Here is a 15,032-nt window from a genome sequence, read left to right on the forward strand (position 1 = left end):
CGGGCCAACTGACGTTTCAGACGCCCAATCAACGGCTGGCTGTCATGGACATTGCCTGCGGTGGCGTAAGTATCCATGATAATATTGGCTTTCCCGTCCACGGTACGGTGGTCGAGATAGAAAAATCCTGTCGGTTTGTTCGTCCGGTGCATAAAACCGCTTTCCGGGTCAGTCGTACTGACTTTTATCTGTTTTTGCCGTTCCTTGTGGGTTGGCGTCAACTTTTTTTTCCGGATTGAGCCCGGTCTTCACTTACGGCCTGTTCCAACTCGTCCAGATAGGCGCCCGGAAGAACAGGACGCTGGAGGCGCTCAGTTTTATGGGGATTGGCACTGGCTTTCAGATGGGTGCTGTCCGTATAGAGCACCCGGCCGCCCACCAAACCGCGGCGGATAGCCTGTTCGACAATATTGTCAAAAATGGACTGGAACACCTCGGAGTGGTTGAAGCGACGTCGCCGATTTTGGCTGAGGGTAGAGGCATCAGGGACTTTTTCAGTCAACCCCAGCCGCAAAAACCAGCGGTAGGCCATATTCACCTGGATCTCCTGAACCAACCGGCGTTCACTGGGGATCCCAAATAAATAGCCCAGTAACATCATTTTAATCAGCATCACCGGATCGATAGCCGGACGGCCATTATTTTGGCAATACAACGGGGCGACTAAATCTCGGATAAATTCGAAATCAAGGGCGGCATCGACTTTGCGAACCAGATGGTTTTGGGGGACGAGGTCATCAAGTGAGAGTGTTTCGGGCGGAAACGTCTGGGGAGAGGGAACTCTTAACATGGCGGCAGCTCCGTCGGGTGAACGGAATTTGATTAAAGCAAAGTACCGGATAAAAAACCAGCACTTTGTCAATAATCTGAAGCCAGTTAGTTTTCACTAACTGGCTTTTTATCTCACTGCCTGTACCCGTTTTCAAGTTGCCGCTTTATTACCTGCAACCTGAAATCTACCGGGTACTTATCACATCATTTTTTTTGTCAGTTCGATAACGCGAAGTTTCGCGATAGCTTTCGACAATTCAGCAGATGCCTGAGCATAATCAACATCGCCGTGAGAGTTACGGATGTGTTCTTCTGCCTTGCGCTTGGCTTCAAGCACTTTAGCTTCGTCCAAATCCTTACCACGGATCGCTGTATCGGCCAGTACGATAACGCCGTTTGACTGAACTTCAAGAATTCCACCTGACAGGTAGATAAATTCTTCTTCGCCAAACTGCTTAACAATACGTATCATGCCCGGTTTTATGGCAGTAAGCAGCGGGGTGTGTTGAGGATAAATCCCCAGTTCACCTTCACTGCCTGTCACCTGAATTTTCTGTACCAGTCCTTCAAACAAATGTTTTTCAGCACTGACTACGTTCAGGGAGAACGTCATTGCAGCCATATCAACCTCCCGTCAGCCGTATTAAAGCTTCTTCGCTTTTTCCACAGCTTCTTCGATGGTACCAACCATGTAGAACGCCTGCTCTGGCAGGTGGTCATAATCACCTTCCAGAATGCCTTTGAAGCCACGGATGGTGTCTTTCAAAGAAACGAATTTACCTGGTGAACCGGTGAAGACTTCCGCAACGAAGAATGGCTGAGACAGGAAGCGCTGGATCTTACGGGCGCGTGCCACAACCAGTTTGTCATCTTCAGACAGTTCGTCCATACCCAGAATGGCAATGATGTCTTTCAGTTCCTGATAACGTTGCAGGATAGACTGAACGCCACGAGCCACATCATAGTGCTCCTGACCAACAACCAGAGGATCAAGCTGACGGCTGGTTGAATCCAGTGGGTCAACCGCAGGGTAAATACCCAAAGATGCGATCTGACGGCTCAATACAACGGTTGCATCCAAGTGAGCAAAGGTTGTCGCTGGTGATGGGTCAGTCAAGTCATCCGCAGGAACATAAACGGCCTGTACGGAAGTGATAGAACCAGTCTGGGTAGAGGTGATACGCTCTTGCAGAGCACCCATCTCTTCCGCCAATGTCGGCTGGTAACCTACCGCAGATGGCATACGGCCCAACAGTGCAGATACTTCTGTCCCTGCCAGGGTATAACGGTAAATGTTATCAACGAACAACAGAACGTCACGGCCTTCATCACGGAATTTTTCCGCCATGGTCAAACCGGTCAAAGCAACACGCAGACGGTTTCCTGGTGGCTCATTCATCTGACCGTATACCAGAGATACTTTATCCAGTACGTTTGAGTCGGTCATTTCATGGTAGAAGTCGTTACCTTCACGGGTACGCTCACCAACACCAGCAAATACGGAGTAACCTGAGTGCTCAATCGCGATGTTACGAATAAGCTCCATCATGTTAACGGTTTTACCTACACCCGCACCACCAAACAGACCGACTTTACCACCCTTAGCGAATGGGCAGATCAAGTCCATGACTTTGATACCGGTTTCCAGCAATTCCTGAGAGCTGGACAGTTCTTCATAGGTAGGCGCTGTACGGTGAATTGACCAGCGCTCTTCTTCGCCAATCTCACCTTTCATGTCAATTGGATCGCCCAATACGTTCATGATACGGCCCAATGTTGCTTTACCCACTGGTACTTCGATTGGATGACCTAAATCAACCGCTTCTAAATTACGGCGCAGACCGTCGGAAGTACCCATTGCGATACAACGAACGATACCACCACCTAACTGTTGCTGAACTTCCAGCACCAATTTTTCTTCACCGTTTTTAACCTCAAGGGCATCGTATACTTTTGGTACGCTGTCCTGAGGGAATTCGACGTCCACTACGGCGCCGATTACCTGGATAATCTTTCCAGTAGCCATCTTGAATCCTCTACGTAATTCGTAAACCTAGCTGTTAAACCGCAGAAGCACCCGAAACGATTTCGGTGAGTTCCTGAGTGATGCTGGCCTGACGAGCCTTGTTGTAAACCAACTGTAACTCTTTGATCAGGTTGCCACCGTTATCGGTCGCGGCTTTCATCGCTACCATTCGTGCGGCCTGTTCACTAGCCAGGTTTTCAACGACGCCCTGATAAACTTGCGATTCTATATAACGGCGCAGAAGGGTATCCAACAGCGCTCTAGGATCAGGTTCATACAGATAATCCCAAGACTTTTTCTTCAGTGTTTCATCGTCTCCGGCTGGCAGAGGCAATAACTGAGTAATTGTCGGAACCTGAGACATTGTATTGATGAACTTGTTTGTCACTATATACAGTTTATCCAGACGCCCTTCGTCATATGCTTGCATCATGACGTGGACTGGCCCGATCAGTTCGGACAATGATGGGTTATCTCCCATCCCTGTTACTTGGGCAACAATGTTACCGCCAACAGAAGAAAAGAAAGAAACCCCTTTTGATCCAACAAGCGCCAAGTCAACTTGGACGTTTTTATCAGACCAGTCTTTCATTTCTATCAGCAATTTTTTGAACAAGTTAATGTTCAAACCGCCACATAAACCACGGTCGGTTGAAACAACCACGTACCCGACACGCTTAACTTCACGCTCTTCAAGGTATGGGTGTTTGTATTCCAGGTTACCTAACGCAAGGTGTCCAATCACACTGCGAATGGTCTCTGCGTAAGGACGACTGGCCGCCATGCGATCCTGCGTTTTACGCATTTTGGACGCGGCGACCATTTCCATCGCTTTAGTGATTTTTTGCGTGTTTTGCACACTGGCGATTTTGGTTCGTATCTCTTTTGCGCCGGCCATTTCTGCTTCTCCGAATTCAACCAGACGGCCCGTGTTTTTTAATTAAAAAACAGGGCCGAATAGTGTTACCAGGACTGAGTCGCCTTGAAGGAATCCAACAGAGCCTTCAGCTTAGCTTCAATCTCTCCGTTGTAATCACCAGATTGGTCAATCTCTTTCAGAAGATCAGAATGTTCACGGCTGGCATATGCCAACAGCGCAGCTTCGAAACTGACCACTTTCGCGATTTCGATATCTTCCAGATATCCGCGCTCAGCAGCAAACAGAGACAGAGCCTGCTGTGCAATAGACATCGGCAAATACTGCTTCTGTTTCAGCAATTCAGTCACTTTCTGACCATGATCCAGCTGCTTACGAGTCGCATCATCCAAGTCAGAAGCAAACTGGGAGAATGCCGCCAGTTCACGATACTGAGCCAGAGCGGTACGAATACCACCAGACAGTTTCTTGATGATCTTAGTCTGAGCAGCACCACCCACACGGGATACGGAAATCCCCGGGTTAACCGCTGGACGGATACCTGCGTTGAACAGAGAGGATTCCAAGAAGATCTGACCATCCGTAATGGAAATTACGTTTGTTGGTACGAATGCAGAAACGTCACCAGCCTGAGTTTCAATGATTGGCAACGCAGTCAGAGAACCGGTTTTGCCTTTCACTTCGCCATTGGTGAATTTTTCAACATATTCAGCGTTAACACGCGCTGCACGCTCCAACAGACGGGAGTGCAGATAGAAAACGTCACCAGGGAATGCTTCACGTCCAGGTGGACGACGCAGCAACAGGGAGATCTGACGGTACGCAACAGCCTGTTTAGACAGGTCATCGTAAACAATCAGGGCATCTTCACCACGATCGCGGAAGTATTCACCCATCGCACAACCAGAATATGGCGCCAGATATTGCAGGGCCGCAGATTCTGATGCAGATGCAACAACAACAATCGTGTTTTCCAGTGCGCCATGCTCTTCCAGTTTACGTACTACGTTAGAGATAGTAGACGCTTTCTGTCCAATCGCAACATAGATACATTTGATGCCGGAATCACGTTGGTTAATGATCGCATCGATAGCCAGAGCAGTTTTACCTGTCTGACGGTCACCGATCACCAGCTCACGCTGACCACGACCAATTGGAATCATGGCATCAACGGATTTGTAACCTGTCTGGACAGGCTGATCAACGGACTGACGATCGATAACACCCGGGGCAATGACTTCAACAGGTGAGAAGCCGTCATTCTCAAGAGCACCTTTACCGTCGATTGGCTGACCCAGCGTGTTAACAACACGCCCCAGCAGACCACGACCAACAGGTACTTCCAAAATACGGCCAGTACATTTGACTTTCATGCCTTCGGCTAAGTCAGCATACGGACCCATAACAACCGCACCAACAGAGTCACGCTCTAAGTTCAGTGCAATTGCGTAACGGTTGCCAGGCAGAGAAATCATTTCACCCTGCATGACATCGGCTAAACCGTGAATACGAATGATACCGTCGTTAACGGAAACAATCGTACCTTCATTGTGAGCTTCGCTCACGACATTGAACTGAGCAATACGCTGTTTGATCAGTTCGCTGATTTCGGTGGAATTCAGTTGCATATGCTCCAGTCCCCTTAAGACTGCAAGTCGTCTGTTAAACGATCCAGACGGCCACGAATACTGCCATCAATCACCATGTCACCCGCGCGAATAACCACACCGGCAATAACAGACTTGTCAATTTTGCAATTCAGCTTCACTTTGCGTGACAGACGTTTTTCCATCGCCGCAGAAATTTTAGCCTGCTGCTGCTCATTCAGTTCGGATGCAGAAATCACTTCAACATCAATGGTTGATTCTAGTGATGCACGCAATTGGGTAAATTGCTGGAAGACTTCCGGCAATACCAGCAAGCGACCATTTTCTGCCATGACACGAATAAAGTTCTGAGCATGCGCATCAACCTGCTCACCACAAAGAGTGATAAAGGTTTTGGCTAACGTTTCCGGTGCCAATGAACCGGAAAGCAGCTCACCAACCTGTTCATTGCGAGTAACCTCAGCAACAAACGCCAGCATATTCTGCCAGTGTTCAATCGATTGGTGTTCTACAGCAAAGTCAAAAGCTGCTTTGGCGTAGGGGCGAGCTACCGTAGCAAATTCAGACATGCCCCTCCCTCCTTACAGTTCAGCGACCAGTTTATCAACGATGTCGCTGTTAGCAGCTTCATCCACGGAACGTTCGATGATTTTCTCGGCACCTGCGATAGCCAGCATCGCAACCTGTTTACGTAACTCTTCACGAGCGCGTTTGCGTTCAGCTTCAATTTCAGCCTGCGCTTGCGCTACGATTTTGTTACGTTCCAGCTCAGCTTCTGCTTTCGCGTCATCAATGATTTGAGCTTTTTGTTTATTAGCTTGCTCAATGATAACTTGCGCATCTGCTTTCGCTTTTTTCATTTGGTCGGTCGCATTGGCTTGCGCTAAGTCCAGGTTCTTTTTGGCACGTTCTGCCGAAGCCAAACCGTCAGCAATCTCCTTCTGACGTTTTTCAATGGCCGCCATAATTGGTGGCCATACATACTTCATGCAGAACAAAACAAACAGGACAAACGCGATGGCCTGGCCGAGGATTGTTGCGTTAATATTCACGGCACAATACCTCTATTTCAATTAATGAATTGGCGTAGTTTTCAGTTCGGCTAGTTACTTGGAACCGACCGCGAACATCATATACAAGCCCAGACCCACAGCGATCATTGGGATGGCGTCAACCAGACCCATTACGATAAAGAACTGAGTACGCAGCAGAGGGATCAGATCAGGCTGACGAGCAGCGCCTTCCAAGAATTTGCCCCCGAGGATGCCGATACCGATCGCAGCACCAATAGCAGCCAAACCCATCAGAATAGCAGCAGCGATATACAATAGATCCTGTTCCATGACAATCTCCAGTTTGTTTCAGTTAAAACACTATTATTGATAAATATTAATGTTCTTCAGATGCCATCGACAGATAAACAATCGTCAGAACCATGAAAATAAAGGCTTGTAACGTAATAATCAGTATGTGGAAAATCGCCCATGGCAGGCTGAGTAACCACTGTGACCAAAACGGTAAAAGAGCCGCAATAAGAATAAAGATCAATTCGCCGGCATACATATTACCAAACAGTCGCAGACCGAGTGATATAGGTTTAGACAGCAAACTAACCCCTTCTAAAATTAAGTTAATCGGAATGAACAGTGGATGATTGAAAGGCTGCAATGTCAGCTCCTTCGCAAAACCACCAACTCCTTTCATCTTAATGCTGTAGAACAGAATGAGGACAAAGACACCCAGAGCCATCGACAAGGTGACACTGACATCTGCGGTTGGAACAATTCGCAGCGCAGGCAAGCCGAAGACCTTTTCACCGATCAAAGGAATAAAATCGATTGGCAGCAAGTCCAATGCGTTCATCAATAGCACCCAGACGAACACAGTCAAAGCCAGAGGGGCAATCACTTTGCTCTTGCCGTGATACATATCACGAACGGTGTTATCAACGAAGCCGATTACCATTTCTACCGCAGTCTGGAATTTTCCCGGAACGCCATCAGTAGCGCGAACCGCGACTCTTCTGAATACGAATAGAAACAACATCCCTAATACGATGGAGAAAAAAAGCGAGTCAATGTTCAACGTCCAGAATGACGCCTCATAACCACTAGCATGGGGATCAACCAACTTGAAGCTACGCAAGTCCAACTGAAGATGCCTCAGGTGGTGGCTTATGTACTCCGAAGTTGAAGAAACTTCTCCTGATGCAGACATGATGCTTTTTACCCTTTTGTTGTTAAAAACGCTAACCGTTCATTACGGCTGGTGCGATGATCTGCACAATCAGCACCGCTAAATAGGCCACACCAAGTGGTGCAAATGCCGCCTTGAACACACCTAAAGCGACTATCAACATCGTTATCGTAATGATAACTTTGACCCCTTCGCTAATCGCGAAAAACCATGCAATGCGTACCGGAACACCCTCTTCTTTTACTTTTTGAAAATGGCTGAGCAACATAAAAATGGCATTTGGTAACCAACATGCTAACCCACCGGCAAAAGCAGAAGCGCCCCATTCCATACTTTTGGTACAAAAAGCCACACTGAGAATAACAAAAGTCATTAACTGCCAAAATAACAGTTTCAGTATCATTCTACCGCTGTAAAGGGATACAGACATGAATTTTGTTTTCTCCCTGAGGTATACCATCACATATCAGGTCTTGCTGAATGTTGTATAAAACTGACTTTGCTTAAGAGTGTCAAGTGACAAAAACGTGCAAATTATACGGGCCGCCAAAATGAATTCAATCCATAAGTAGCGAAAAAGTGAATAATTATTTAAATTTCTAACTTTGGTGCTAGATCGCTCACAAATACCATTTAATATTCAGCAAGGATTACCGATATAAACCCCGAATTAAACGTGATGCACATCACATTGAGTAAAAATGATTAAATAAATTAATCATTAAAAATATAAAGAAAATACTTTAATTTTTATACTTAAAATCAGTCAATTAATATTATAGCTATAAAATTTTATCTTATATATCGATGAAAAGAGCTGAATGTTTATTTTGCTTACTTTCTCTAAAACTTATTTATAAAGAAATAACAATAGCTATTATCAAAAAGAGAAAGCATACCAATAATAAAAATAAGGTTAGTTTTCTGTGATCTAATAGTAAATAAAATTGAAAAGACAGAAATCAATAATTAGTAACGCTAGTAACATTTTTTATGTATTTGACGTTACTAATTATTTACGTTTTTTTTGACTGACAACAAAGTTAGTTTGACTTAAGTATTACCAAATGACGTTGTTCATCTAATTCGGCAACTTTAAGATGAACGACAGCATCAAGCGTAATCCCTGCCGGTAACTGCTCCAATTCACCTTCCGGTAATATGCCTTTTAAAGCGTAAAACCGTCCTTCAAGTGGTTTAGGAAGGTGCTTGCACCATAAGAGCATATCTTGCAGAGAAGCAAATGCACGGCTAATGACACCGTCAAAAGGCAGTTCAGGAATAAACTCTTCAACCCGGCTTTGTACAGGGCTGATATTGGTCAGATCCAGCTCATGCTGAACTTGACGCAAAAAGCGAATGCGTTTTCCTAAACTGTCCAATAAGGTGAAATGTGAGTCAGGACGTACAATCGCCAATGGAATGCCCGGCAAGCCAGGCCCTGTTCCAACATCAATGAATTGTGTTCCATGAAGGTATGGGTTCACGGTGATGCTGTCCATGATATGACGAATTAACATTTGTTCCGGATCACGTATGGATGTCAGGTTGTAAGCCTTATTCCATTTGTTGAGCATATTGACATAGGCAATAAGCTTCTGTTTTTGCACCGATGATAATTCAATGTCCGTTTTCGCCAGAAGCGATTCCAATTTGTTAAGCAAAATCTGTCCCCTTAGGAGCTACGACGTAATAAGCCTTGTTTTTTCAACCACACCAGCAAGATAGAGATTGCTGCCGGAGTGATGCCTGAAATACGCGAAGCTTGACCGATTGAACTTGGTTTGTGATCATTCAGTTTTGCTGTGACTTCATTGGAAAGCCCGCTGACCTGTCGGTAATCCAACTCAATGGGTAATGCTGTATTTTCATTACGCAATTGTTTTTCGATCTCTTCTTGCTGACGAGCAATGTAGCCTTCGTATTTAACTTGGATCTCAACTTGATCTGCGGCCTGCGGTTCGGTTAACCCTGGTGCAAAACGTGGAAGAGATGTCAGCAATGGATAATTCATTTCTGGGCGGCGAAGTAAATCTTCACCATTCGCTTCTTTCGACAGTGGTGTTTTTAACATCTGGTTGATCTCACCCAAGCTGTCAGAGTGAGGATGTACCCAGATATTACGTAAGCGCTGGCGTTCTTGTTCGATCATTTCAACTTTGCGGCAGTAGTGCTCCCAGCGAAGATCATCAACCAATCCCAGTTTACGGCCTTGTTCTGTCAAACGAAGATCAGCATTGTCTTCACGCAGCATCAAGCGATATTCCGCGCGGGATGTAAACATGCGGTAAGGTTCTTTTGTTCCCAATGTACATAGATCATCAACAAGAACACCGATATAAGCCTGATCACGACGTGGGAACCACCCTTCTTCGCCAGAGGAATAACGTGCCGCATTCAGGCCTGCCAGTAATCCTTGGGCTGCTGCTTCTTCATATCCGGTAGTGCCGTTGATCTGGCCTGCAAAAAACAATCCATTGATAAATTTGCTTTCCAGCGTTTGTTTTAAATCTCTCGGATCAAAGAAATCATATTCGATCGCGTAACCAGGACGGATAATACGAGCGTTTTCCATCCCTTTCATGGAGTGAACGATCTGCATTTGTACATCGAATGGCAAGCTCGTCGAGATCCCATTGGGGTAAATCTCGTTGCTGGTCAATCCTTCAGGTTCCAAGAAGATTTGGTGCGCATTGCGATCAGCAAAACGCATGACTTTATCTTCGATTGAAGGACAGTAGCGAGGGCCGATCCCTTCGATGATCCCCGCGTACATTGGGCTGCGATCCAAGTTATTTCGGATCACTTCATGGGTTTTTTCATTGGTGTGGGTGATGTAGCACGGGATCTGCTGTGGATGCTGATTTACATTACCCATGAATGAGAATACAGGGGTTGGGTTATCACCAAATTGTTGTTCAAGTTGATTAAAATCAATCGTTCTTGCATCAATGCGTGGCGGTGTACCTGTCTTCAGACGGGATACACGCAGAGGCAATTCACGCAAACGGTGAGATAATGAGATCGCAGGAGGATCTCCGGCTCGTCCACCGCTGTAATTTTCCAATCCAATATGGATTTTACCATCAAGGAAAGTTCCGACAGTAAGAATGACTGATTTAGCCCTGAATTTTAAACCCATCCGTGTGACAACACCCGTAACGGTGTCATTTTCAACAATGAGATCTTCAACTGATTGCTGGAAGATCATTAAATTAGGCTGGTTTTCTAAAGCGGTTCTTATAGCTTGTCGGTAGAGTACCCGGTCAGCTTGTGCTCGTGTTGCCCGAACTGCCGGCCCTTTGCTGGCGTTAAGTGTTCTGAATTGAATACCAGCATGATCAGTGGCTTTTGCCATCAGGCCGCCAAGTGCATCGATCTCTTTTACCAGATGCCCTTTACCGATCCCACCAATGGCTGGATTACATGACATCTGGCCCAAAGTATCAATATTGTGAGTCAGTAATAAGGTTTGACGCCCCATACGGGCTGCAGCCATTGCTGCTTCAGTACCGGCATGACCCCCACCGATAATGATGACGTCAAAATGCTCTGGATAAAACATGTGCGAACCTTCAATTGTGAGAATGCTTCATATGCATTGGGGAAAGAATTCTACTCAAGTTTTGACCTTAGACCAAGTAGGAATCGATCACCGTTAATTAAAAGAAGATCTTTTTATTTAAAGATCTCTTTATTGGATCTTTTATTAGGATCGCGGTTATCTGTGGATAAGTGGATTTTCCATATAAAGATCATGATGCTGTAAAGGATCATTTGCTGTGAATGATCCGTGATCGAATTCAGTATAAGCTGGGATCTAAAAGCCTAGTTATTCACAGGAACTGAATTCATGATAGGTTATTAAATGGATAACTACGGGTTAACCCCTGCTTTTCAGATAAGTTATCCACAGTTGATCGTTATATTTTTAATCAGATCAGAGTAACTTTGACCATTCTTTAACCCATTTTTCGGCTGGATCTTCGGGAATTTCGTGTTTGAGGATGTCAATTTCAAGACGATCGCCGATCCGTTTTGCTCCGTGATCCTCTAATAAGCGTTCCAATGATCTGATTGCACCACAGAATGTGTCATATTCTGAGCTACCAATACCGACAGCACCGAATGTTACGTTACTTAGATCAGGATGTTGTTCTGCGATCGCATCTGACAGAGGCTGGAGGTTATCAGGTAAATCCCCAGCTCCATGTGTTGAGGTTACTACAAGCCACAGGCCCTCAAGGGGAAGATCATCCAATGAGGGACCATGAAGAATTTCGGTTGAGAACGCACTGTCTTCTAAAATTTCAGCCATATGTTCTGCAACATATTCGGCACTACCCATTGTGCTGCCGCTAATTAAAGTTATCGTATTCATCATGATCCTTGTTAAATAAGAGAGCAACTATTGTATGCTGCGGCTCTATTGGGATCTACCTGTGGATAATGTGGTTAATTCATTTTCGGTTCAGGGCGTTATTGTCCTCATGATAGGGTTTTGCAGGGAGATGAGGGTTTCTGTCGATTGGATTTCATCTATCGTCTGGATCTTGTTGATAAGTACGTCTTGTAGCGATTCTATGGATCGGCACATCACCTTAATGAAAATACTGTAATGGCCTGTGGTGTAATACACTTCAACAACTTCATTAAGCATGTCGAGTTTTTTCAGTGCCGCCGGATAGTCTTTGGCACTTTTTAATATAATCCCGATAAAACAGCACACATCAAATCCCAGTTGTTTGGCACTGATATCAACCCGGGTCCCGGTGATGATCCCTGATTGCTTCATTTTTTCCACACGAACGTGAATTGTTCCCGGGCTGACTGCAAACTTTTTGGCTAATTCTGCGTAAGGTGTACGCGCGTTTTCCATTAAAGTGTGAAGTATGTCTCGGTCTAGATTATCGATCTGATAAATTTCTGCCATTTTTAATCCCTTTTTTTGAATGATATTCATTTTTATAGTGTAAAAATTATCGTTTATTAATGTTATACAATATTTTTATTATCAGATATTGAATTTTAACCTCGTTTTGTTGCTTAATACATATCAACGCGACACAGGGTCACTAAAATTTTTGAGAGTATCATCATGAAAACATCCTTCATTGAAAAACAGCAGCAGATTAGTTTTGTGAAATCATACTTTTCTCGCCTGCTAGAGAAACAACTCGGTTTAATTGAAGTTCAAGGGCCTATCTTGAGCCGCCTTGGTGATGGTACTCAAGACAACCTTTCAGGCCATGAAAAAGCAGTACAGGTAAAAGTAAAAACATTGCCGGATGCAACGTTTGAAGTGGTTCATTCTCTGGCTAAATGGAAGCGCAAGACATTAGGTCGTTTTGGCTTTCAAGCTGAGCAAGGGCTATATACCCACATGAAGGCGCTGCGTCCTGATGAGGATCGCTTGACCCCAATTCACTCTGTATTTGTTGACCAGTGGGATTGGGAGAAAACGATGGGTGAAGGCCAACGTTCACTCGGCTATTTGAAACAGACAGTAGGTAAAATCTACGAAGCAATCAAAGAAACACAACAAGCTGTAAGTACGGAATTTGGTCTGGCACCGTTCCTGCCAGATCAAATTCACTTTATTCACAGCGAAGAGCTTCTGAAACGTTATCCCTCTCTGGATGCCAAAGGTCGTGAGCGCGAAGCCGCCAAAGAGTTTGGTGCGATTTTCCTGATGGGCATCGGCGGTAAATTGTCTGATGGTCAGTCACACGATGTCCGTGCGCCAGACTATGACGATTGGACTTCACCAAACTGTGATGGTTTCCTTGGCTTAAACGGTGACATTATTGTCTGGAACCCAGTTTTGCAGGATGCTTTTGAAATTTCTTCAATGGGTATCCGTGTTGATGCAGAAGCCCTGAAACGTCAGCTTGATCTGACCGGTGATGAAGAGCGCCTGCAATATGACTGGCATCAGGCACTGATCAAAGGGGATATGCCACAATCCATTGGTGGTGGTATCGGGCAATCTCGTCTCGTGATGTTGTTGCTGCAAATGCCACATATCGGTCAGGTTCAGTGCGGTGTCTGGTCACCTGAAATTATCGAATCTTTTGAAGGTGTGCTCTAAAGTTTAAGATCGCCACTTTCGACGTAACCGGCTTGTCAATCCGGTATCAAAATGCCAGATATGATCGAATATCCGCATGATACCGGGTTTTCCATAATGGGAAAGGGATATCGCATGGAAGCGATGTTGTTGGTGTTGTTGCAGGTTTTTTATCTGATGGATTAGAGCGTCCGGCAAACGTTGGGCAATGAAATCTGAAATAACAACAGCATCAGCATCTTTCCAGATATTTTCTCGCATTTTTTCAACAGTTGCTTGCAGGCAAGATGCAAGGTCAGTGCCTCCTCTGAAGGTTTGTCCCAGAAAATGGATAGCCTCTGTCATCCCGTCTGGGGATGTTAAATCGTAATGTATGAGTTCGGTTGAGAACAACATGATATGACAGTGACGATTATCCACCAGCGCAATGCGCATCAAAGCCAGACAAAATGCTTTTGCGCACAGTTCATTAAACCCTCCCATTGAACCTGATGTATCGACACAAACAATAAAAGGGCCTCGGGGTTGTTCTGCATTATGATGATGGATTACGGGCTTTAATGCTGTTTTTAGCTGCCAGCTGTCCCCTTGCAGGCGATAAGAGAGTAATTGTTTTTCCGCTAGCCGCCGGTAAAATTCATATTCCAATTCTTCAATACCCAGCATGGCTATCTCTGTGGGCAATAACCTCAGAATATCATCGCTTTGCCTTATGCCACTCACTTGTTCTGGTGTGGTATCTGGTATTCTTTCGAGTTGAGTAAAGGGTTCAAGGGTATGGCTTTCTTCAGGAAATGATTTAGCTGTTTGGCTATGACCCAGTAATTGCGCCAATTTTTCCAGTTCAGGTTGATGCTTGAGAAAATCTGCATAAAGGGTAATGAGTCGGGTATCTTGCGAAGTCAGTTGATTTTTACTCATATCCCATAAACGACCAGCAGTGTGATCATCATGATCAAATACTTGATCCAGAGGGGCAATGGCAGTGAATTGTTTCTGGATCTCTGCCAGCAATTGTTCTTTTTCTTGTTCTAATATTGTTTTGTTAAATGCTGTAACTTGTAAGATCAGACTGATGCGCCAACGGTGAATAAACAGTATTTTTTCTGAATGGGAATGCTCAGAGAATGTTTTGTATAGCGTGTCGGCTTCATGGGTGAAAGGGGTGTCGAATTGATGAAGTTTATCTATGGTGGCGGGAAGCTGTTGATAAAACTCTGCCGTATGGGTTGCCTGCATTTGTTGATATAGCTGAAATTCTTTTTCCAATGAAGCAGGAATAAGCGTCTCTTTTATTCTTTGTTGTAATATTGTCTTCCATTCAGGGAGATCTGCATGCAGTGCATGTTCAATTCTTGGGTATTTTTTGAAAAAAATACCCAATTGAGGTGTAGTTAATAGTGTCAAGATGATCTCTTCGATCAGTTCAGTTTCATTGATGGAAAGTAAGAGATCGAGTGAGGTTAGCGTTAACATGTTACTGCC

General features: G+C 44.9%; 15 protein-coding genes and 1 pseudogene. 1 reads left to right on the plus strand and 15 read right to left on the minus strand.

Going from position 1 to position 15,032, the window contains the following annotated elements; all coding sequences use genetic code 11:
- The 14 genes and pseudogenes from Xsze_RS22600 to asnC form a co-directional block, all read right to left on the minus strand.
- Positions 1 to 790 (minus strand): annotated as a pseudogene (locus Xsze_RS22600) (transposase); the annotation flags it as partial.
- A 180-nt stretch (positions 791 to 970) separates the two neighbouring features.
- Positions 971 to 1,393 (minus strand): F0F1 ATP synthase subunit epsilon, encoded by a 423-nt coding sequence (locus Xsze_RS04410; RefSeq protein ID WP_038240673.1) that lies wholly within the window; start codon positions 1,391 to 1,393, stop codon positions 971 to 973.
- A gap of 21 nt (positions 1,394 to 1,414) precedes the next feature.
- On the minus strand, positions 1,415 to 2,797 hold the full coding sequence (atpD, locus tag Xsze_RS04415; RefSeq protein WP_038240672.1) for a F0F1 ATP synthase subunit beta: 1,383 nt from the start codon (positions 2,795 to 2,797) through the stop codon (positions 1,415 to 1,417).
- Positions 2,798 to 2,831: 34 nt separating this feature from the next.
- A complete protein-coding gene (atpG, locus tag Xsze_RS04420) occupies positions 2,832 to 3,695 on the minus strand; it encodes a F0F1 ATP synthase subunit gamma (protein ID WP_038240671.1) in 864 nt (287 codons plus the stop codon).
- 65 nt (positions 3,696 to 3,760) lie between these two features.
- Positions 3,761 to 5,302, minus strand: coding sequence for a F0F1 ATP synthase subunit alpha (gene atpA / locus Xsze_RS04425; RefSeq protein ID WP_038240670.1), 1,542 nt, complete (start codon positions 5,300 to 5,302; stop codon positions 3,761 to 3,763).
- A gap of 14 nt (positions 5,303 to 5,316) precedes the next feature.
- Positions 5,317 to 5,850: a F0F1 ATP synthase subunit delta gene (atpH, locus tag Xsze_RS04430; protein ID WP_038240669.1), complete on the minus strand. Its 534-nt coding sequence runs from the start codon at positions 5,848 to 5,850 to the stop codon at positions 5,317 to 5,319.
- A gap of 12 nt (positions 5,851 to 5,862) precedes the next feature.
- Positions 5,863 to 6,333 carry a F0F1 ATP synthase subunit B gene (atpF, locus tag Xsze_RS04435; protein WP_038240668.1) on the minus strand — a complete coding sequence of 157 codons (471 nt, stop codon included), beginning with the start codon at positions 6,331 to 6,333 and terminating at the stop codon, positions 5,863 to 5,865.
- Between the two features lie 54 nt (positions 6,334 to 6,387).
- Entirely contained in the window at positions 6,388 to 6,624 is a 237-nt protein-coding gene (atpE, locus tag Xsze_RS04440) for a F0F1 ATP synthase subunit C (protein ID WP_038240667.1), read from the minus strand.
- Between the two features lie 46 nt (positions 6,625 to 6,670).
- Positions 6,671 to 7,498 carry a F0F1 ATP synthase subunit A gene (atpB, locus tag Xsze_RS04445; RefSeq protein WP_038240666.1) on the minus strand — a complete coding sequence of 276 codons (828 nt, stop codon included), beginning with the start codon at positions 7,496 to 7,498 and terminating at the stop codon, positions 6,671 to 6,673.
- Positions 7,499 to 7,529: 31 nt separating this feature from the next.
- Positions 7,530 to 7,907, minus strand: a complete 378-nt coding sequence (gene atpI / locus Xsze_RS04450; RefSeq protein ID WP_038240665.1) for a F0F1 ATP synthase subunit I — start codon at positions 7,905 to 7,907, stop codon at positions 7,530 to 7,532.
- A gap of 613 nt (positions 7,908 to 8,520) precedes the next feature.
- The gene (gene rsmG, locus Xsze_RS04455; protein ID WP_038240664.1) at positions 8,521 to 9,141 is read right to left on the minus strand and encodes a 16S rRNA (guanine(527)-N(7))-methyltransferase RsmG; all 621 of its coding nucleotides are present in this window, start codon (positions 9,139 to 9,141) and stop codon (positions 8,521 to 8,523) included.
- Positions 9,142 to 9,152: 11 nt separating this feature from the next.
- On the minus strand, positions 9,153 to 11,042 hold the full coding sequence (gene mnmG / locus Xsze_RS04460; protein ID WP_038240663.1) for a tRNA uridine-5-carboxymethylaminomethyl(34) synthesis enzyme MnmG: 1,890 nt from the start codon (positions 11,040 to 11,042) through the stop codon (positions 9,153 to 9,155).
- Positions 11,043 to 11,417: 375 nt separating this feature from the next.
- Entirely contained in the window at positions 11,418 to 11,858 is a 441-nt protein-coding gene (gene mioC, locus Xsze_RS04465; protein WP_038240662.1) for an FMN-binding protein MioC, read from the minus strand.
- A 90-nt stretch (positions 11,859 to 11,948) separates the two neighbouring features.
- The gene (gene asnC / locus Xsze_RS04470) at positions 11,949 to 12,410 is read right to left on the minus strand and encodes a transcriptional regulator AsnC (RefSeq protein WP_038240661.1); all 462 of its coding nucleotides are present in this window, start codon (positions 12,408 to 12,410) and stop codon (positions 11,949 to 11,951) included.
- A 165-nt stretch (positions 12,411 to 12,575) separates the two neighbouring features.
- On the opposite strand from asnC, the gene asnA reads away from it, so the two are divergent.
- A complete protein-coding gene (gene asnA / locus Xsze_RS04475) occupies positions 12,576 to 13,568 on the plus strand; it encodes an aspartate--ammonia ligase (RefSeq protein WP_038240660.1) in 993 nt (330 codons plus the stop codon).
- Positions 13,569 to 13,571: 3 nt separating this feature from the next.
- On the opposite strand, the gene viaA is transcribed toward asnA, so the two are convergent.
- A complete protein-coding gene (gene viaA / locus Xsze_RS04480) occupies positions 13,572 to 15,023 on the minus strand; it encodes an ATPase RavA stimulator ViaA (RefSeq protein ID WP_038240659.1) in 1,452 nt (483 codons plus the stop codon).
- Between the last annotated feature and the right edge of the window lie 9 nt (positions 15,024 to 15,032).

It is taken from the genome of Xenorhabdus szentirmaii DSM 16338 (assembly GCF_002632585.1).
Taxonomy (GTDB): Bacteria; Pseudomonadota; Gammaproteobacteria; order Enterobacterales; family Enterobacteriaceae; genus Xenorhabdus; species Xenorhabdus szentirmaii.

Excerpts from the sequence above, each read along its gene's own strand:
- Xsze_RS04410 (WP_038240673.1), bottom strand. The coding sequence starts at position 1,393 with ATGGCTGCAATGACGTTCTCCCTGAACGTAGTCAGTGCTGAAAAACAT.
- atpD (WP_038240672.1), bottom strand. The coding sequence starts at position 2,797 with ATGGCTACTGGAAAGATTATCCAGGTAATCGGCGCCGTAGTGGACGTC.
- atpG (WP_038240671.1), bottom strand. The coding sequence starts at position 3,695 with ATGGCCGGCGCAAAAGAGATACGAACCAAAATCGCCAGTGTGCAAAAC.
- atpA (WP_038240670.1), bottom strand. The coding sequence starts at position 5,302 with ATGCAACTGAATTCCACCGAAATCAGCGAACTGATCAAACAGCGTATT.
- atpH (WP_038240669.1), bottom strand. The coding sequence starts at position 5,850 with ATGTCTGAATTTGCTACGGTAGCTCGCCCCTACGCCAAAGCAGCTTTT.
- atpE (WP_038240667.1), bottom strand. The coding sequence starts at position 6,624 with ATGGAACAGGATCTATTGTATATCGCTGCTGCTATTCTGATGGGTTTG.
- atpB (WP_038240666.1), bottom strand. The coding sequence starts at position 7,498 with ATGTCTGCATCAGGAGAAGTTTCTTCAACTTCGGAGTACATAAGCCAC.
- atpI (WP_038240665.1), bottom strand. The coding sequence starts at position 7,907 with ATGTCTGTATCCCTTTACAGCGGTAGAATGATACTGAAACTGTTATTT.
- mnmG (WP_038240663.1), bottom strand. The coding sequence starts at position 11,042 with ATGTTTTATCCAGAGCATTTTGACGTCATCATTATCGGTGGGGGTCAT.
- mioC (WP_038240662.1), bottom strand. The coding sequence starts at position 11,858 with ATGAATACGATAACTTTAATTAGCGGCAGCACAATGGGTAGTGCCGAA.
- asnC (WP_038240661.1), bottom strand. The coding sequence starts at position 12,410 with ATGGCAGAAATTTATCAGATCGATAATCTAGACCGAGACATACTTCAC.
- asnA (WP_038240660.1), top strand. The coding sequence starts at position 12,576 with ATGAAAACATCCTTCATTGAAAAACAGCAGCAGATTAGTTTTGTGAAA.
- viaA (WP_038240659.1), bottom strand. The coding sequence starts at position 15,023 with ATGTTAACGCTAACCTCACTCGATCTCTTACTTTCCATCAATGAAACT.